Origin of the sequence: Citrobacter sp. RHBSTW-00671 (genome assembly GCF_014103415.1) — a bacterium.
GTDB lineage: Bacteria > Pseudomonadota > Gammaproteobacteria > Enterobacterales > Enterobacteriaceae > Citrobacter.
Genome location: NZ_JABXPR010000003.1, coordinates 62,280 through 81,474, shown reverse-complemented (window position 1 = coordinate 81,474; position 19,195 = coordinate 62,280). Strand labels below are relative to the sequence as shown.

Below are 19,195 nucleotides of genomic sequence, written 5' to 3'. Positions count from 1 at the left end.
TATAAGTAAAACAACGAGTTAACACCACGACAGAAACGAGGTGGAGAATGCTAGAACATGTATGCCAGCTTGCACGGAACGCGGGCGATGCCATTATGCAGGTCTACGATGGACTCAAACCGATGGAGATTACCAGCAAGCAGGATGATTCTCCGGTCACTGCGGCGGATATTGCCGCGCACACGGTGATCCTCGAAGGATTACTGGCACTGACGCCGGATATTCCGGTTCTGTCTGAAGAGGCGCCTCCGGGCTGGGATGTTCGTCAACACTGGCAGCGCTACTGGTTGGTCGATCCGCTGGATGGGACCAAAGAGTTCATTAAGCGTAACGGTGAATTTACCGTTAACATTGCGCTTATCGAGAAGGGAAAGCCGGTGCTGGGCGTGGTGTATGCCCCCGTGATGAAAGTGATGTACAGCGCGGAACAGGGCAAAGCGTGGAAAGAAGAGTGCGGTGTACGCAAACAAATTCAGGTTCGTGATGCTCGTCCACCGCTGGTGGTGATTAGCCGTTCGCACGCGGACAATGAACTAAAAGAGTATCTGCAACAGTTGGGCGAACATCAGACCACGTCGATTGGCTCGTCGCTGAAGTTTTGTCTGGTTGCCGAAGGGCAGGCGCAGCTGTATCCGCGTTTTGGACCTACCAACGTGTGGGACACCGCAGCAGGCCACGCGGTTGCAGCCGCTGCCGGGGCTCACGTTCACGACTGGCAGGGGAAAACTCTGGATTACACCCCACGTGAATCGTTCCTCAACCCCGGCTTCCGCGTCTCTATTTACTGAGTAATTTATGCAGCAGGGCAATCACCTGCTGCACCTCTTCCTGCGTTAATGCGCCATCTTTTGCCCACTGCACGCGTCCGTCCTTGTCGAGTACGACAATAGCGGAGCTCTCTTCATCCAGTTGCCAGGCTTTACGCGCAATGCCATTGCTGTCGACAATGAATTGCGACCACGGGTAGAGCTTCTTATTACTCTCCAGGCTGCTGCGCACGAACATGCCCGAACCAGGAATGGCGTCATCCGTGTTGACGATGGTGGTGGTCTGGTATTTATCATGCGGCAGATTTGCCGCTTTGATAGCTTCAATCAGTGTCGCATTTTTCTCTTTGGCGGAAGTACGTCCGGCGATGTGTTGCACAATGCGGACTTTCCCTGGCAGTTGCGCGCTATTCCAGTTTTTGTAGCTAAACTTATCATTATCGAGAATCAGTTCGCCGCGATCGGCAATGCCCACCGGCGGTACGCGCTGGTTGGCTTCAAACTTATGCGCGGAGGCAATCATCGGCAGCAGCAGGCACGACAGGGCCAGCAGTTTTTGTAAGGTCATGGGTTTTCCTTCTTTCTTTATTTTGCAGGTAATCCGACCACTTGGGTCTGGAATTTAATCATATGTGCGAATGATGCTTTTTCCCGCAAGCGCGATGCCAGTTTGCGGACGGGCGCACAAATCCTGCGAAAAATGAAGGCTTATACTGAAGACAGCGAAGCGTTGAAAAGATAATTCTGAATAATTGTAACCTGAAGGTAAATAAACTTATACACGCTGGAAACATGGTTCAGATAGTCTATAGTCATAAGGCATTAAAATTTGCGCCTGAGGATTGTCGGACCGATTGTGGTACCGCAAAGGCGTAACGCTCAGCAGGAGATACAATGAAAATTTTCCAACGATACAACCCGCTGCAGGTGGCGAAGTACGTGAAGATCCTGTTTCGTGGACGGTTATATATCAAGGATGTAGGCGCTTTTGAGTTTGATAAGGGTAAGATTCTTATCCCAAAAGTGAAGGACAAACTGCATTTTTCTGTTATGTCCGAAGTTAACCGTCAGGTTTTGCGTCTGCAGACAGAGATGGCTTAACCAAAGTGCTATGCAGTAGTTAAAAAAACGGCTCCTGATGGGAGCCGTTGATGTTTCTGGCGGGATTACGCCCTGGTCTCTTCTTTTGCATCCGGCAGTTTCGGTACCAGGACGCTCGGTTTACTGTCCAGACGTGTTACCAGCAGCTGATCGATCTTGTAGTTATCGATATCCACCACTTCAAATTTGTAGCCTGAGAACTTCACTGAATCGGTGCGTTTCGGGATTTTACGCAGCATGAACATCATGAAACCGCCGATGGTTTCATAGTTACCGGACTGCGGGAATTCGTCGATATCCAGCACACGCATCACGTCATCAATCGGCGTACCGCCGTCAACCAGCCATGAATTCTCATCACGCGCGACGATCTGTTCTTCCAGACCCTGGCCGACTAAGTCACCCATCAGTGTCGTCATTACGTCATTAAGCGTAATAATCCCCACCACCAGTGCATACTCGTTCATGATGACGGCAAAGTCTTCACCTGCGGTTTTGAAGCTTTCCAGTGCTTCTGAGAGCGTCAGCGTATCCGGAACAATCAGCGTATTGCGGATCTGCACGCCGCTATTCAGCGCCATGCTTTGGTTTGCCAGTACGCGATTAAGCAAGTCTTTGGAATCCACATAGCCAATGATGTGGTCGATATCTTCATTACAGACCAGAAACTTGGAATGCGGATGTTCCGCCACCTTGTTCTTCAGGCTCTGTTCGTCTTCGTGCAGATCAAACCAGATAATGTTTTCGCGCGAGGTCATTGAAGACGGCACGGTACGGGATTCCAGTTCAAATACGTTTTCGATCAGCTCATGTTCCTGCTTGCGCAGAACCCCTGCCAATGCGCCGGCTTCTACTACGGCGTAAATATCGTCCGAAGTGATGTCATCTTTACGCACCATCGGGATCTTAAACAGACGGAAAATGTTATTTGCCAGACCATTAAAGAACCATACCAGCGGGCGGAACACGAGCAGACAGAAGCGCATCGGGTTGATGATACGCAAAGCCACAGCTTCTGGCGCAATCATACCGATGCGTTTCGGGGTTAAATCCGCGAACAGGATGAACAGGCCAGTCACCAGGGAGAACGACAGAATAAAGCTCAATTGTTCAGACAGCTCTGGGGCAAAGTATTTCGAGAACAGACCGTTAAATGCCGGTGAAAACGCTGCGTCACCGACGATACCGCCAAGAATCGCAACCGCATTAAGACCAATTTGCACAACGGTAAAGAACATGCCGGGGTTTTCCTGCATCTTCAAAACACGCTGTGCATTTACGTTGCCTTCATCGGCAAGCAGTTTAAGTTTTATTTTGCGCGAGGCAGCAAGTGAGATCTCGGATATCGAGAAAAACGCACTCACGGCGATCAGGCAGAGAATGACTAAAATACTGTTTAACATATCTTATCCGACCGTTAGGGCCAGATCCTCGGAAGGGAGAAGTTGGTACTCGTCGTCTTTCAAGCTGCAGGTGCGTTGGGGCCAGCGCTAGCGCTGTTCAAAACACCTATGGCGTTTTGTCCTGCAACCCGAAATCCATAAAGTATAAATCCAATGGAAAATTCATTGAAAACCTGCTCGTGGAGTTGAGCCGGTAAATTCAGACGCTAGTATAGCGTAAGGTACTGTAAAGCCGCCAGAGGTCACGTGAAGAGCGTGGGGAGGCCCGATAAGCGCTGTGCTATCGGGCCGTTGCGGATTAACTCTGCGGTGGCAGGCAAACGCCTATGCCGCCAATGCCACAGTATCCATAAGGGTTTTTATGCAGATACTGCTGGTGATCGTCCTCGGCGTAGTAGAACGGGGTCGCCGTGCTGATTTCCGTCGTAATCTCGCGTTCGTCGTCCGCGGCGGTCATTGCCGCCTGAAAACGTTCAAGGCTGGCCTGCGCGGCCGCGCTTTGCTCCGGGGTTAATGGATAAATTGCGGAACGGTACTGAGTGCCCTGGTCGTTCCCCTGACGCATACCCTGCGCCGGGTCATGATTTTCCCAGAACACCTGCAGCAGTTGTTCGTAGCTGATAACATGCGGGTCATAGACGATGCGTACCGCTTCGGCATGGCCCGTATCACCAGAACACACTTCCCGATAGGTTGGGTTAGGGGTATAGCCACCGGTGTATCCGGCTGCCGTGCTATATACCCCCGGTAGTGACCAGAATAAGCGCTCCACGCCCCAGAAACATCCCATGGCGAAGAGGGCTATCTCCATGCCGTCGGGCACGTTGGTCATCGAATGCTGATTAACCGCATGCAACGTTGCTACCGGCATCGGGGTATTGCGTCCAGGTAGCGCATCTGCTTGAGTAACAAGATGCTTTCTATCAAATAAACTCATGGCCGTTCTCCCGAAATCAGTCATTTGGGTTAAGGTTGTAACGAGACGCGTCTTTGCCCACAATAAATAGCGTGAATGCGTCTAGAGTTAAACATAAGAAATATTTGGGTTGTCGTCTGTTTTTCAACTCTTATTGTTGATTTTTTGTTAAGCCGAGGAACGGCATAGTATTTTTTTCCAGGGGTGGGAAAAAAGGATATTCAGGAGAAAATGTGCCACATATCCGTCAGTTATGTTGGGTGGGATTACTGTGCTTAAGTGGCTCCGCCACCGCTGCGAATGTTCGCTTACAGGTCGAAGGATTATCAGGACCGCTGGAGAAAAACGTCCGTGCGCAACTGTCCACGATTCAGAGTGACGAAGTCACACCAGACCGGCGTTTTCGTGCGCGCGTTGATGATGCTATCCGCGAAGGGCTAAAAGCGCTGGGCTACTTTGAGCCGACCATTGATTTTGAGCTACGTCCACCACCGGCGAAAGGACGTCAGGTGCTGATTGCCAAAGTGACGCCCGGCGAGCCGGTGCTGATTGGCGGCACCGAGGTGATTCTGCGCGGCGGCGCGCGTACGGACAAAGATTACCTGGATCTGCTGAAGACGCGTCCGGCAATAGGCACCGTGCTGAATCAAGGCGATTATGACAGCTTCAAAAAGTCGCTCACCAGTGTGGCGTTGCGTAAAGGCTATTTCGACAGCGAATTTAATAAAAGTCAGCTCGGAATTGCACTCGATCGCCGCCAGGCGTTCTGGGATATCGATTACAACAGCGGAGAGCGCTACCGCTTTGGTCATGTCACTTTTGAAGGTTCGCAAATTCGCGATGAGTATCTGCAAAATCTGGTGCCCTTTAAAGAAGGTGAAGAGTACGAGTCGAAAGATCTGGGTGAACTGAACCGTCGTCTGTCGGCGACCGGATGGTTTAATTCCGTGGTGGTGGCGCCTGAATTTGATAAAGCCCGTGAAACCAAAGTACTGCCGCTAAAAGGCGTGGTCTCGCCGCGCACTGAAAATACCATCGAAACCGGGGCCGGCTACTCGACTGACGTCGGACCGCGGTTGAAAACCTCGTGGAAAAAGCCGTGGATGAACTCCTACGGCCATAGCCTGACCACCAGTGCCAGTATTTCTGCGCCAGAGCAGGTCCTTGATTTCAGCTATAAAATGCCGCTGTTAAAGAACCCGCTGGAGCAGTATTACCTGGTGCAGGGGGGTTTTAAGCGTACCGATTTAAACGACACCGAGCAGGACTCCACCACGCTCGCGGTCTCCCGCTACTGGGATCTGTCGAGTGGCTGGCAGCGTGCAATCAACCTGCGCTGGAGCCTCGACCACTTTACCCAGGGTGACGTCACCAACACGACGATGCTGCTCTATCCGGGTGTGATGATTAGCCGGACGCGCTCGCGCGGCGGGCTGATGCCTGTCTGGGGTGATTCCCAGCGCTATTCCATTGACTATTCGAATACGGCCTGGGGTTCAGACGTTGATTTCTCCGTCTTCCAAGCGCAGAACGTCTGGATCCGCACGCTGTATGACAAGCACCGTTTTGTGATGCGCGGTAACCTCGGCTGGATTGAAACCGGTGACTTCGACAAAGTCCCGCCGGATCTGCGTTTCTTCGCCGGGGGCGACCGCAGTATTCGTGGCTACAAATACAAATCTATTTCGCCGGAAGGCAGCGACGGCAAGCTGAAAGGGGCCTCGAAGCTGGCGACGGGCTCGCTGGAATACCAGTACAACGTGACCGGGAAATGGTGGGGCGCGATGTTTGTCGATAGCGGTGAAGCGGTCAGCGATATCCGCAGAAGCGATTTCAAAACCGGTGCCGGGGTCGGCGTACGCTGGCAGTCGCCGGTGGGGCCTATCAAGCTCGATTTTGCCGTCCCTGTCGGCGACAAAGATGAACATGGTTTACAGTTTTACATCGGTCTGGGGCCTGAATTATGAGTTTATGGAAGAAGATAAGCCTCGGGGTACTGGTTTTTATCCTGTTGTTGTTAGGTACCGTCGCGTTCCTGGTGGGGACAACCTCCGGTCTGCATCTGGTCTTCAAGGCAGCTAATCGCTGGGTGCCTGGGCTGGAGATTGGTCAGGTTACTGGTGGCTGGCGGGGTCTGTCGCTGAAAAATATCCGCTACGACCAGCCCGGTGTGGCGGTAAATGCCGGTGAAGTGCATCTGGCGGTGGGACTCAACTGCCTGTGGAACAGTAGCCTGTGCGTCAACGATCTGTCGCTGAAAGATATCAACGTGGCGATCGACAGTAAAAAGATGCCGCCTTCCGCGCCGGTTGCAGAAGAAGAGAGCGGGCCGCTCAACCTTTCCACGCCTTATCCCATCACGCTTTCACGCGTGGCGCTGAATAATATCAATATCAAAATTGATGACACCACGGTTTCCGTCCTGGATTTCACTTCCGGCCTCAACTGGCAGGAAAAAACGCTGACCCTGAAGCCTACGTCATTACAGGGGCTGCTGATCGCGCTGCCTAAAGTGGCGGACGTGGCGCAGGAAGAGGTCGTCGAACCGAAGATTCAACATCCGCAGCCGGACGAAAAGCCGCTGGGTGAAACGCTAAAAGATCTGTTCTCCAAACCGGTGTTACCGGAGATGACCGATGTCCATCTGCCGCTGAATCTCAACATTGAAGAGTTTCGTGGCGAGCAGCTGCGGGTGACCGGGGATACAGATTTAACGGTACATAACATGCTGCTGAAAGTGAGCAGCATTGACGGCAACATGAAGCTTGATGCGCTGGATATTGATTCGAATCAGGGAACAGTAAAAGCCAGCGGCACGGCGCAGCTCACCGACACATGGCCGGTCGATATAACCCTGAACAGCACACTCAACATCGACCCGTTAAAAGGCGAAAAGGTGAAGCTGAAGGTCGGCGGCGCGCTGCGTGAACAGCTGGAGGTCGGCGTCAATCTTTCCGGTCCGGTCGATCTGGATCTGCGTGCGCAAACGCGCCTGGCGGAAGCGGGGTTACCGCTCAATCTGGAGGTGAACAGTAAACAGGTTTACTGGCCGTTCACCGGCGACAAGCAGTTCCAGGCTGATGATATTAAGCTCAAGCTGACCGGCAAAATGACCGACTACACGTTATCGATGCGCACCGCCGTGAAAGGGCAGGATATCCCTCCGGCCACCATTACGCTGGATGCCAAAGGTAACGAACAACAGATCAATCTCGACAAACTCAGCATTGCGGCGCTGGAAGGAAAAACCGAGCTGAAGGCGCTGGTGGACTGGCAGCAGGCCATTAGCTGGCGCGGAGAGTTGACGCTGGATGGCATCAATACGGCAAAAGAGATCCCTGACTGGCCGTCAAAACTGAATGGTCTGGTGAAAACCCGCGGCAGTCTGTACGGCGGAAGCTGGCAGATGGAGGTTCCGGAACTGAAGCTGACCGGGAATGTGAAACAGAATAAGGTCAATGTGAACGGTTCACTGAAGGGGAATAGCTACCTGCAGTGGACCATTCCGGGTCTGCACCTGGAACTGGGGCGCAACAGCGCTGAGGTAAAAGGGGAGCTGGGGGTTAAAGATCTCAATCTGGATGCGACGATTGATGCCCCGAATCTGGATAACGCACTGCCGGGGCTGGGCGGTACGGCGAAAGGGCTGGTAAAAGTTCGCGGCACAGTTGAGGCACCGCAACTGCTGGCGGATATCACCGCCCGTGGTCTGCGCTGGCAGGAACTTTCCGTGGCTCAGGTGCGCGTCGAGGGTGACGTGAAATCAGCTGAGCAAATCGCCGGTAGCCTCAACGTGCGCGTAGAGCGAATTGTGCAACCTGACGTCAATATCGGGCTGGTCACTCTGAACGCGAAAGGCAGTGAAAAGCAGCATGAATTACAGCTACGCATTCAGGGGGAGCCGGTTTCCGGGCAACTGGATCTGGCCGGCAGCTTCGATCGCAAAGAACAGCGTTGGAAAGGGGCGTTGAGCAATACCCGCTTCCAGACGCCGGTCGGTCCGTGGTCGCTTAACCGTGCGATTGCGCTGGATTACCGTAACCAGGAGCAGAAAATCAGCATTGGGCCACACTGCTGGAATAACCCGAATGCGGAACTGTGCGTGCCGCAGACGATTGATGCGGGCGCGGAAGGCCGTGCGGTGGTGAATCTCAACCGTTTTGATCTGGCGATGCTGAAACCGTTTATGCCGGATACAACCCAGGCCAGTGGCGTATTCAGTGGCAAAGCGGATGTGAGCTGGGACACCACCAAAGAGGGGCTACCACAGGGACAGGTCATGCTAAGTGGGCGTAACGTGAAGGTCACCCAGAGCGTAAACGATGCCGCGTTACCGGTCGCGTTTGAGACGCTGAACCTGACCGCCGACCTGCACAACAACCGTGCCGAACTGGGCTGGCTGATCCGCCTGACCAATAACGGGCAGTTTGACGGACAGGTGCAGGTAACCGATCCGCAGGGACGGCGTAATCTTGGCGGTAATGTGAATATCCGCAACTTCAATCTGGCGATGGTGAATCCCATCTTCTCCAGAGGTGAAAAGGCTGCGGGAATGATCAACGCCAATCTGCGTCTGGGCGGCGATGTGCAAAGTCCGCAGTTGCTTGGACAACTGCAGCTTAGCGGTCTGGATGTTGATGGTAACTTTATGCCGTTTGATATGCAGCCCAGCCAACTGGCTGTGAACTTTAACGGAACGCGTTCGACGTTGGCGGGCGTGGTGCGTACGCAGCAGGGGCAGATTAACCTCAGCGGCGATGCCGACTGGAGCCAGATAGATAACTGGCGGGCGCGTGTTGCAGCCAAAGGCAGTCGCGTGCGTATTACCGTGCCGCCGATGGTTCGTCTGGACGTCTCGCCGGATGTGGTCTTCGAAGCCACGCCGAGCCTGTTTACCCTTGATGGCAACGTGGATGTGCCGTGGGCGCGTATTGTGGTGCACGACCTGCCGGAAAGCGCGGTGGGAGTGTCCAGCGACATGGTGATGCTCAACGACAATCTGCAGCCAGAGAAGCCGCAAAGCGCCGGTATTCCGATCAACAGCAACCTGAACATTCATGTAGGCAACAACGTACGAATCGATGCCTTTGGTCTGAAAGCGCGTCTGACGGGCGATCTGAAAGTTGCGCAGGATAAGCAGGGCCTTGGGTTGAACGGACAGATCAATATCCCGAGCGGGCGTTTCCATGCCTATGGTCAGGATTTGATTGTGCGTAAGGGTGAGCTGTTATTCTCCGGTCCGCCGGATCAGCCGTTACTCAACATAGAAGCAATTCGTAACCCGGATGCCACCGAAGACGACGTGATCGCCGGTGTTCGCGTCACCGGCACTGCCGATGAACCGAAAGCGGAGATCTTCTCCGACCCGGCGATGTCGCAGCAAATGGCGCTTTCCTATCTGCTACGCGGACAAGGACTAGACAGCGAGCAGAGCGACAGCGCGGCGATGACCTCAATGCTTATTGGCCTGGGGGTTGCACAAAGTGGTCAGGTTGTGGGTAAAATCGGGGAGACATTTGGCGTAAGCAATCTGGCACTGGACACGCAAGGGGTGGGTGACTCCTCTCAGGTGGTTGTCAGCGGATACGTACTGCCAGGTCTGCAGGTGAAATATGGTGTGGGTATATTTGACTCTTTAGCGACACTCACGCTACGTTATCGTCTGATGCCTAAGCTATATCTGGAAGCCGTGTCTGGCGTAGATCAGGCACTTGATTTGCTCTATCAGTTCGAGTTTTAGCAATGCGAATATTTGTCTACGGCAGTTTACGAACCAAACAAGGCAACAGCCACTGGATGACCAATGCCCTGTTGCTGGGAAATTTCAGTATCGACAACTACCAGTTGTACAGCCTGGGCCACTATCCAGGCGCAGTTCCGGGGAACGGAACGGTACACGGGGAAGTTTATCGTATTGACAACGCCACGCTGGCAGAGCTTGACGCTCTGCGTACGCGAGGTGGCGAATATGCACGCCAGTTAATTCAGACGCCGTACGGAAGTGCATGGATGTACGTGTACCAACGTTCAGTCGAGGGATTAACGCTGATTGAAAGCGGTAACTGGTTAGACCGAGACCAGTACTGATATATCGCCTACGAGAATAAACAACGCCGCCTTCGGGTGGCGTTGTTTATTTAAGGCTTAAAACTCTACGCGCGCGCCGAGGTTATAGCGACGGCCTTCCACCTGAGCAGATTCATTCCACGCGGTAGTCAGCTTCGGATCTTCATCCAACACGTTGTAGATACCTGCCATCAACTGCGTGTGCTTATTGAGCTGATAACGTACGCCCACATCAACCATTGTGTAGTCATCGTATTTGTAGTTATTGCCGCTGTTGCGGTTACTGCTGCGATAGTTCACTGTACTCCACACGTCGAGACTCTGTGTCGCTGCCCAGGTCAGCGACAGATTCGCCATATGACGCGGGTAGTCGTTCAGCGCGTAGCCTTTGTTGACGCCGCTTTTCTGCTCGCTGTGGTTCCAGGTGTAGTTAGCGTTGGCTTTGAGGTCGGCGCTAATTTGCCAGTCGGCATTCAGCTCAATGCCATATACGTCTGCCTCACTGACGTTAAAGTATTTACTGACGGAATCTGCTTTGTAGCCATTCACCGAGCACTGGTTTGTCGCCGTGGTTTCACAAATGGTTTGTTCAGCGATTTTGTCTTTGAACTGGGTATAGAAGACCGTGCTATCCAGAGCCAGCGCATCGCCCGTCCAGTAGAGACCCAGCTCAGAGTTAACGCTTTTCTCTGGTTTCAGGTCGTCATTACCTACCGTCAGGAATGGATAAGGCACGGTTGAGCCGTAAGGGGTGACGAAGTTGCTGGATGTCGCGCGTAGCTCCGGCTTTTTATATCCTGCCGAAATACCGCCCTTTAGCGCCCAGGCATCGCTGAAGGCCCAGTTGCCGTACATTTTTGGCGTAATATGCGTACCAAAGTTATCGTCCTGATCCATACGCGCTGAGGTGGTCAGGATGAAATCGTCAATACTCCAGCCATCTTCAGCAAACAGCGCCCAGCCGTTGCGGCTGATTTTGGTTACCGGCTCTGAGCCGGGCAGCGTTTTGTTAGCCACATCAAAGCGGTCATTTAACTCTTCGCGGGTAAAATTCGCCCCGACGGTCAGTTTATGGTTGTCGAGTGTAAACGTGGTTTGCGAATTAGCGACATAGTTTTCCATCTGTACATACTGCGGAGCCTGCCCGTTATAGACGTACTTCGAACGGCCTTTCTCGTAGTTAATGTAGTTGGTTGTCGCGATGGTATCGTCTGCGTACCAGCCGGTATGCGTCAGGGTGGCGGCATTACGATCGAACAGCCATGACCACGGCGCGCCGCGTTTCTGAGTCCGGTTTTTCTCCTGCTCACCGGTGACCACGTTGAGGTCGAACAGGTTATTTTCGCTGGCGGCCAGGCCCAGCGTCATATCAACGGATTTACGGTTGTGTTTGCCGAAATAATTATTGCGATCGTCATCGCGACGGTCGAGCCAGTCGGCCGCCACGCTAAGGCCCAGCACATCGGGCACAATCGGCCCCATGGTAAACAGGTTCATCTGGCTGGTATTACCCAAATACTGGTGTTCCTGAAGCCAGGTATTCGCCGCAATCGCCGTCGTCCAGTCTTTCGCGCCGTACGGTTTTTTGGTGATGACGTTGACGACGCCACCGATAGCGTCTGAACCGTACAGCGAGGACATTGGCCCGCGAATAACCTCGATACGCTCAATGGCCTCCATAGGCGGTAAGAAGTTGGCTTCGGTACCAATATCATGGCCGTAGGGGCGCGACTCACCGGTATTCTGTTTGACGCTGTTAACCATAAAAGCGGTATAGGACGGGTCCATACCGCGGATCATAATGCTGCCCGCGTTCATGCCGCTGCTGTTGGTGACCGAGACACCGGGAAGGTTTTTAATCGCTTCGCCAATGCTACGGTCCGGCTGAATATCCAGCGTTTTACGATCGATAACTGAAATGGTGGCCGGCGCTTCGCGCTTTTGCTGCGAGAACCCGGATGCGGTGATCACCATTTCATCTTCACTATTGCGTGAGGTTTCCGTTAATTCTTCGGCCTGCGTGGGAAAAATAACACCGCCTGAGAATGCAACGATCCCTGTCAGCGTAATAAGTTGACGCGTTTTCATAATATAAGACACCTGAAAAGTAAAAAATAAAAGCATCACCTTGCAACCCGGAAAAGCTGCAAGGTGTAAGAAGCGTTTTTAATTATTAATATTTAGACAGATCGACTTTCAGCACGTAGTCGGGTTTTATGCCAATCATCTTTTCCGGCTGCTTTACACTGACGAACAGGGTGTTAGCATCTGCCGAAAGTGCGAGGCTGTTAGGTAAAGCCTTGGTTTCAATACTTTGTTTTACCTGATAAGTCTTGCTGTCCACAATGCTGATGCGCTTTGCATTACGGTGGGTGATATAGACTTCCTGGCGTTTTTCGTTATATAGCACGGCTAAAGAATTAATGACCTTAATTGGTGCAATAACTTTTCCATTATTAATATCGACAACCAGAACATCAGCCAGATCAGGATCGGTCAGAAACGCACGATTATTTTTTGCATCAAGCGCAATATTCAGGAAGAAATGTTTTTTGTCAGATTCAATGGTGAAACGGTTAATAATCTTTTGGCTGGTGGTATCCAGTGTAATCAGTTCATTTCGGCCATTAACGACATACAAGCGATCTTTATCAGCATCGACGGCCATACCGGTTGGGTACTGACCCATGTTTTCAAGGGTGGCAATTTTTTCACGTTTTTGCGTATCCACGACCCAGACAATGCCTTTTTCAGCCACGCCGGAGACATACAGGCGGTGATGCTGTTTATCGAGCACCATTTCACGGGTATGGACAATGTCTTTCGGGTTGCTGGCTTCGCTCAGTTGCAGTATCGCCAACTCTTTACCGCTGCGGGTATCGATTAAAGTGACTGAACCTTCCAGCGTATTACCGACATACAGTACCTGGTTCTCTTCATCCAGCGCGGTGGCGAAAGCACGGCGGCTGGTCTTGATGACTTCGGTGGTTGTGAGTTTTTCCAGATCGAGTTTGTAGATAAGCCCGCTGGTTTTGTCTTTATCAAATGACGGAGACGAGGCGGCAAAGAGCGTGTTCTGCTGACTATCAACCGCCAGTTCATACACGCCGTTACCGACATCGTGGGTCAGAAAATCGTTTTCAGGCAGCGTCTCTGCCGTGCTGGGCAGGCTGGTAAATAACAGCGCCGTGACGAGTGCTACGCCGGAATAGTGTTTCAGGGACTTCACAGTGTGGAGGTTCATTGACTTTTATTCACATTTATTTACGTGCTGCGAATGATAATGAGATCTAATCTCATTCGCAAATAAGATAAATGAAATGTGACTACCCAATCTGGTAGGTCAAAAAGAAACCAGCGGGCTACCGGGAGAATAAAGGGAGGGAAAGTACAGGCATAAAAAAACCCTTACTAACCAGAGGCTGGTGTTCAGGGTTTTCAGTGCAGGCGAAATTATTTCTTCGCGCGCTCGAAGGAAGCAACGATTTCAGCTTTAGCCGCTTCAGCGTTGTCCCAACCGTCAACTTTCACCCATTTGCCCGCTTCGAGATCTTTATAGTGTTCGAAGAAGTGAGTGATCTGCGCTTTCAGCAGGTCCGGCAGGTCGTTCACATCTTTGATGTGATCGTATTCTTTGCTCAGTTTGGTGTGCGGTACGGCAACCAGTTTCGCATCTTCACCGGATTCGTCGGTCATTTTCAGTACGCCAACCGGACGGCAACGAATGACTGAACCTGGCTCCAGCGGGTACGGAGTCGGGACCAGAACGTCTACCGGATCACCATCCAGAGACAGGGTGTGGTTGATGTAACCGTAGTTGCACGGATAGAACATCGCGGTGGACATGAAGCGGTCAACGAACAGGGCGCCGCTCTCTTTGTCAACTTCGTATTTGATCGGATCTGCGTTTGCAGGGATCTCGATAACAACGTAGATATCTTCCGGCAGATCTTTACCGGCAGGGACGTTGAGTAAGCTCATGTCTGTTTCCTTTAAATAAGCTATGGCAAACAAGTGGCGGGTATTATAGCCAACTCGCGCCGAATGTCTCCGCTTGTTTTCGCTTTCGCGGCGCACATTTTCTTCTTTTTTCTTCTCTTTCGTGACAGGAAAATCCATATCTTTAGCCGCATTTTTCATAGTGATATGAAAGCGATTACAAAGTTGTGATTAACGTTTTATTTACTTTTTTGAAGTGTGATGTAACGCAATTCGTTACATGCTCAATTGTCTATAGTTTTTTCGCGACTGTTTATTAACCAACAATAATCCCCCTACGAGGACGCACTTATGTGGAAGCGCTTACTTTTAGTCACAGCAGTTTCGACAGCCATGTCGTCTATGGCATTGGCAGCCCCTTTAACCGTAGGATTTTCGCAGGTTGGCTCTGAATCCGGCTGGCGCGCGGCGGAAACCAATGTGGCGAAAAGCGAGGCCGAAAAGCGTGGTATTACGCTGAAAATCGCTGACGGCCAGCAAAAACAGGAAAACCAGATTAAAGCCGTACGCTCATTTGTCGCGCAGGGCGTGGATGCCATCTTCATTGCGCCGGTCGTGGCAACGGGTTGGGAGCCGGTGTTAAAAGAAGCGAAAGATGCCAACATTCCGGTCTTTTTGCTCGATCGTTCCATCGATGTAAAAGACAAATCTCTCTATATGACCACCGTTACCGCCAATAACGTGCTGGAAGGTAAATTAATCGGCGACTGGCTGATTAAAGAGGTGAACGGCAAACCGTGTAACGTGGTTGAGCTGCAAGGGACCGTCGGTGCCAGCGTGGCGATTGACCGTAAAAAAGGTTTTGCCGAAGCCATCGCCAGCGCGCCAAACATCAAAATTATTCGCTCTCAGTCCGGGGACTTCACCCGCAGTAAAGGCAAAGAAGTCATGGAGAGCTTTATCAAAGCTGAAAACAACGGCAAGAACATCTGCATGGTTTACGCTCACAACGATGACATGGTGATCGGGGCTATCCAGGCGATTAAAGAAGCGGGTCTGAAGCCGGGCAAAGATATTCTGACCGGTTCAATCGATGGCGTACCGGATATCTATAAAGCGATGATTGATGGCGAAGCCAACGCCAGCGTCGAGCTGACGCCAAATATGGCAGGGCCGGCATTCGATGCGCTGGAGAAATTCAAGAAAGACGGCACGATGCCTGAGAAGCTGACCATTACCAAATCCATCCTCTATCTGCCGGATACGGCGAAAGAAGAGTTAGAGAAGAAGAAAAACATGGGCTACTAGGCCTTCATGAAAATGCCGGGGGCGCTGCGCTTGCCCAACCTACATTACGCTCTTTTGTAGGCCGGATAAGCGTAGCGCCATCCGGCGTGATGCAGGGGGAACCATGACCACCGACCAACATCAGGAAATCCTCCGCACCGAAGGATTAAGCAAATTCTTTCCCGGCGTTAAGGCGCTGGATAATGTGGATTTCAGTTTGCGTCGTGGCGAGATTATGGCGCTGCTGGGAGAAAACGGGGCCGGAAAATCGACGCTGATCAAAGCGCTGACCGGCGTTTATCATGCCGATCGCGGCACGATCTGGCTCGAAGGCCAGACTATTTCCCCTAAGAATACCGCTCATGCCCAGCAACTGGGGATTGGCACCGTCTATCAGGAAGTGAACCTGCTGCCCAATATGTCGGTGGCAGATAATCTGTTTATTGGTCGTGAGCCGCGGCGCTTTGGCCTGCTGCAGCGCAAGCAAATGGAAAAGCGTGCTACGGAGCTGATGGCCTCCTACGGTTTTTCGCTCGACGTGCGCGAGCCGCTGAACCGCTTTTCGGTGGCGATGCAGCAGATAGTTGCCATCTGTCGGGCGATCGATCTCTCCGCGAAAGTGCTGATCCTTGATGAGCCCACCGCCAGCCTCGACACCCAGGAAGTTGAAATGCTGTTCGGCCTGATGCGGCATCTGCGCGATCGCGGCGTCAGTCTGATCTTCGTCACCCACTTCCTCGATCAGGTTTATCAGGTCAGCGATCGCATCACCGTTCTGCGTAACGGCGGCTTCGTTGGCTGCCGTGAAACCCGCGAGCTGCCACAGATCGAACTGGTCAAAATGATGTTGGGCCGTGAACTGGATACCCATGCGCTACAGCGTGCGGGCCGCACATTGCTGAGCGATAAGCCAGTAGCGGCGTTCAGTGATTTTGGCAAAAAAGGCACGATTGCACCGTTCGATCTGCAGGTACGCCCCGGCGAGATCGTCGGGCTGGCGGGGCTGCTGGGTTCGGGGCGAACAGAAGCGGCAGAAGTGATCTTCGGTATTAAACCTGCGGACAGCGGCAGTGCGCTGATCAAAGGTAAACCGCAGGTACTGCGATCGCCGCATCAGGCTTCGTGTCTGGGGATCGGCTTTTGCCCGGAGGATCGCAAAACGGATGGCATCATCGCCGCGGCTTCGGTACGGGAAAACATCATTCTGGCATTGCAGGCGCAGCGCGGCTGGCTGCGGCCCATCCCGCGGAAAGAACAAAACGAGATCGCCGAGCGCTTTATTCGTCAGCTCGGTATTCGCACCCCCAACGCTGAGCAGTCGATCGAATTTCTCTCCGGCGGCAATCAGCAAAAAGTCTTGCTCTCGCGCTGGTTGCTGACCAAACCGCAGTTCCTGATCCTCGATGAACCCACGCGTGGGATCGACGTTGGTGCGCATGCCGAGATTATCCGCCTGATCGAAACGCTGTGCGCGGATGGTCTGGCGCTACTGGTGATTTCATCCGAACTGGAAGAGTTAGTGGGCTATGCCGATCGGGTCATTATTATGCGCGATCGCAAACAGGTGGCCGAGATCCCGCTGGCTGAATTGTCCGTACCGGCGATCATGAATGCTATTGCGGCCTAAGGAGACTATGGTGATGCCTCAATCTCTCCCTCAATCCAATCCGCCTGAGCGGCGGTTTCGCTGGCCAAAGGGAATGCCGCAACTGGTGGCGCTGCTGTTGGTGCTGCTGGTGGATAGCCTGGTCGCGCCGCACTTTTATCAGGTCATTTTGCAGGATGGCCGCTTGTTCGGCAGCCCGATTGATATTCTCAACCGCGCCGCGCCCGTGGCGCTGCTGGCGATTGGTATGACGCTGGTGATTGCCACTGGCGGCATCGATCTTTCCGTTGGGGCGGTGATGGCCATTGCCGGGGCGACAACCGCTGCGATGACGGTTGCCGGGTACAGCTTACCCGTGGTGCTGCTTGCTGCCTTAGGCTCCGGCCTTCTGGCGGGATTGTGGAACGGGATTCTGGTGGCGATCCTCAAGATCCAACCGTTTGTCGCGACGCTGATCCTGATGGTGGCCGGGCGCGGCGTTGCGCAGTTGATCACCTCCGGGCAGATCGTCACCTTCAACTCACCTGATCTGTCGTGGTTTGGCAGCGGCTCGCTGTTACTGTTCCCCACGCCGGTAATTATTGCACTGCTCACGCTGGTGGTGTTCTGGTTGCTGACCCGAAAAACGGCGCTGGGCATGTTTATTGAAGCGGTAGGTATCAACATTCGTGCGGCGAAAAATGCCGGAGTCAACACCCGCGTCATAGTGATGCTTACCTATGTGCTGAGCGGCCTGTGCGCGGCGATTGCCGGCATTATCGTCACCGCGGATATCCGCGGGGCAGACGCCAATAACGCCGGATTGTGGCTGGAGCTGGATGCCATCCTGGCGGTAGTTATTGGCGGTGGCTCGCTGATGGGCGGACGTTTTAACCTGCTGCTATCGGTAATTGGCGCGTTGATCATTCAGGGGATGAACACCGGGATTTTACTGTCGGGCTTCCAGCCGGAACTGAATCAGGTGGTCAAAGCCATCGTGGTGTTGTGCGTGCTGGTCGTGCAGTCACAACGCTTTATCAGCCTGATAAAAGGAGTGCGCGGTCGTGATAAAACGTAATTTACCGCTGATGATCACCCTCGGGGTCTTTATTTTGGGCTACCTCTACTGCCTGACGCAATTTCCGGCTTTTGCCTCCACCCGGGTGATCTGCAATATTCTGACCGATAACGCCTTTTTAGGGATTATCGCCGTCGGCATGACTTTCGTCATTCTCTCCGGGGGGATCGATCTTTCCGTCGGGTCAGTGATTGCCTTTACGGGGGTATTTTTAGCAAAGGCGATTGGTTACTGGGGGATTTCGCCACTGCTGGCGTTTCCTTTGATTCTGGCAATGGGCTGTGCGTTTGGTGCGTTTATGGGATTGCTGATTGATGCCCTGAAGATCCCGGCATTTATTATCACCCTGGCGGGAATGTTCTTCCTGCGCGGTGTCAGCTATCTGGTTTCCGAAGAGTCGATTCCGATTAACCATCCTGTGTATGACGCCCTCTCCAGTCTGGCATGGAAGATCCCCGGCGGCGGTCGCCTGAGTGCGATGGGATTACTGATGCTAGGGGTCGTCGTCATCGGTATATTCCTGGCGCACCGTACGCGCTTTGGTAATCAGGTTTACGCCATTGGCGGCAACGCCACTTCGGCCAACCTGATGGGTATCTCAACCCGCAGCACCACCATCCGTATCTATATGCTGTCCACCGGGCTTGCGACGCTTGCCGGCATTGTCTTTTCCATTTATACCCAGGCCGGTTATGCGCTGGCAGGGGTCGGGGTAGAACTGGATGCTATCGCCTCGGTGGTGATTGGCGGTACGTTGCTCAGCGGTGGGGTTGGGACAGTTTTAGGTACCTTATTTGGTGTTGCCATACAGGGGCTGATTCAGACCTATATTAATTTTGATGGCACATTAAGTTCCTGGTGGACGAAGATCGCGATTGGTATTTTATTGTTTGTTTTTATTGCCTTACAACGTGGTCTCACGGTGCTTTGGGAAAATCGTCAGAGCTCGCCGGTCACCCGCGTGAGCACGGCTGAAGTGCCAAAGTAACGTCATGATTTTCCAGAAAACATTTAAATACCTAAACTTTTTCCGGTTGTAGTCGATAGGTTCTG

Annotated in this window: 15 protein-coding genes; 9 read left to right on the top strand and 6 right to left on the bottom strand. The window is 52.8% G+C overall.

Annotated features, from left to right (window positions below; translation table 11 throughout):
• Positions 1-47 precede the first annotated feature (47 nt).
• Positions 48-788 (top strand): 3'(2'),5'-bisphosphate nucleotidase CysQ, encoded by a 741-nt coding sequence (cysQ, locus tag HV261_RS25320; protein WP_202039792.1) that lies wholly within the window; start codon positions 48-50, stop codon positions 786-788.
• Here cysQ and HV261_RS25315 read toward each other — a convergent pair.
• The gene (locus HV261_RS25315; RefSeq protein WP_202039791.1) at positions 778-1,335 is read right to left on the bottom strand and encodes a YtfJ family protein; all 558 of its coding nucleotides are present in this window, start codon (positions 1,333-1,335) and stop codon (positions 778-780) included. The two genes, cysQ and HV261_RS25315, sit on opposite strands and share 11 nt — an antisense overlap.
• A 326-nt stretch (positions 1,336-1,661) precedes the next feature.
• Between HV261_RS25315 and ytfK the strand changes: the two genes are divergently transcribed.
• Positions 1,662-1,868 (top strand): stringent response modulator YtfK, encoded by a 207-nt coding sequence (gene ytfK, locus HV261_RS25310; protein WP_003025710.1) that lies wholly within the window; start codon positions 1,662-1,664, stop codon positions 1,866-1,868.
• Positions 1,869-1,933: 65 nt separating this feature from the next.
• Here ytfK and paeA read toward each other — a convergent pair whose 3' ends face one another.
• Entirely contained in the window at positions 1,934-3,271 is a 1,338-nt protein-coding gene (paeA, locus tag HV261_RS25305; protein ID WP_202039790.1) for a polyamine export protein PaeA, read from the bottom strand.
• Positions 3,272-3,569: 298 nt separating this feature from the next.
• Positions 3,570-4,208 (bottom strand): peptide-methionine (S)-S-oxide reductase MsrA, encoded by a 639-nt coding sequence (gene msrA, locus HV261_RS25300; protein WP_202039789.1) that lies wholly within the window; start codon positions 4,206-4,208, stop codon positions 3,570-3,572.
• Positions 4,209-4,420: 212 nt separating this feature from the next.
• Here msrA and tamA point away from each other — a divergent pair, with 212 nt between their 5' ends.
• The 3 genes from tamA to HV261_RS25285 are packed head-to-tail and all read left to right on the top strand — an operon-like array spanning position 4,421 to position 10,274.
• Positions 4,421-6,154, top strand: coding sequence for an autotransporter assembly complex protein TamA (gene tamA / locus HV261_RS25295; protein WP_202039788.1), 1,734 nt, complete (start codon positions 4,421-4,423; stop codon positions 6,152-6,154).
• Positions 6,151-9,927 (top strand): autotransporter assembly complex protein TamB, encoded by a 3,777-nt coding sequence (gene tamB, locus HV261_RS25290; protein WP_202039787.1) that lies wholly within the window; start codon positions 6,151-6,153, stop codon positions 9,925-9,927. Before tamA ends, tamB begins: the two co-directional genes overlap by 4 nt.
• A gap of 2 nt (positions 9,928-9,929) precedes the next feature.
• Positions 9,930-10,274 (top strand): gamma-glutamylcyclotransferase family protein, encoded by a 345-nt coding sequence (locus tag HV261_RS25285; RefSeq protein WP_048212859.1) that lies wholly within the window; start codon positions 9,930-9,932, stop codon positions 10,272-10,274.
• A 57-nt stretch (positions 10,275-10,331) separates the two neighbouring features.
• Here the strand turns inward: HV261_RS25285 and HV261_RS25280 are convergent, their stop codons facing one another.
• The 3 genes from HV261_RS25280 to ppa form a co-directional block, all read right to left on the bottom strand.
• Positions 10,332-12,341, bottom strand: coding sequence for a TonB-dependent receptor domain-containing protein (locus HV261_RS25280; protein ID WP_202039786.1), 2,010 nt, complete (start codon positions 12,339-12,341; stop codon positions 10,332-10,334).
• A gap of 85 nt (positions 12,342-12,426) precedes the next feature.
• Positions 12,427-13,497: a 7-bladed beta-propeller protein YncE gene (gene yncE / locus HV261_RS25275; protein ID WP_202039785.1), complete on the bottom strand. Its 1,071-nt coding sequence runs from the start codon at positions 13,495-13,497 to the stop codon at positions 12,427-12,429.
• Positions 13,498-13,706: 209 nt separating this feature from the next.
• Complete coding sequence (gene ppa / locus HV261_RS25270) at positions 13,707-14,234, bottom strand: inorganic diphosphatase (RefSeq protein WP_005134479.1); 528 nt, start codon at positions 14,232-14,234, stop codon at positions 13,707-13,709.
• Positions 14,235-14,543: 309 nt separating this feature from the next.
• Between ppa and ytfQ the strand changes: the two genes are divergently transcribed.
• From ytfQ to yjfF, 4 genes are all read left to right on the top strand, one after another.
• Entirely contained in the window at positions 14,544-15,500 is a 957-nt protein-coding gene (gene ytfQ / locus HV261_RS25265) for a galactofuranose ABC transporter substrate-binding protein YtfQ (RefSeq protein WP_048212856.1), read from the top strand.
• 103 nt (positions 15,501-15,603) lie between these two features.
• Positions 15,604-17,106, top strand: coding sequence for a galactofuranose ABC transporter, ATP-binding protein YtfR (gene ytfR / locus HV261_RS25260; RefSeq protein WP_202039784.1), 1,503 nt, complete (start codon positions 15,604-15,606; stop codon positions 17,104-17,106).
• A 13-nt stretch (positions 17,107-17,119) separates the two neighbouring features.
• Positions 17,120-18,142, top strand: a complete 1,023-nt coding sequence (gene ytfT, locus HV261_RS25255) for a galactofuranose ABC transporter, ATP-binding protein YtfT (protein WP_202039783.1) — start codon at positions 17,120-17,122, stop codon at positions 18,140-18,142.
• A complete protein-coding gene (gene yjfF / locus HV261_RS25250) occupies positions 18,129-19,130 on the top strand; it encodes a galactofuranose ABC transporter, permease protein YjfF (protein WP_202039782.1) in 1,002 nt (333 codons plus the stop codon). The genes ytfT and yjfF overlap by 14 nt, the downstream gene beginning before the upstream one ends.
• Positions 19,131-19,195 lie beyond the last annotated feature (65 nt).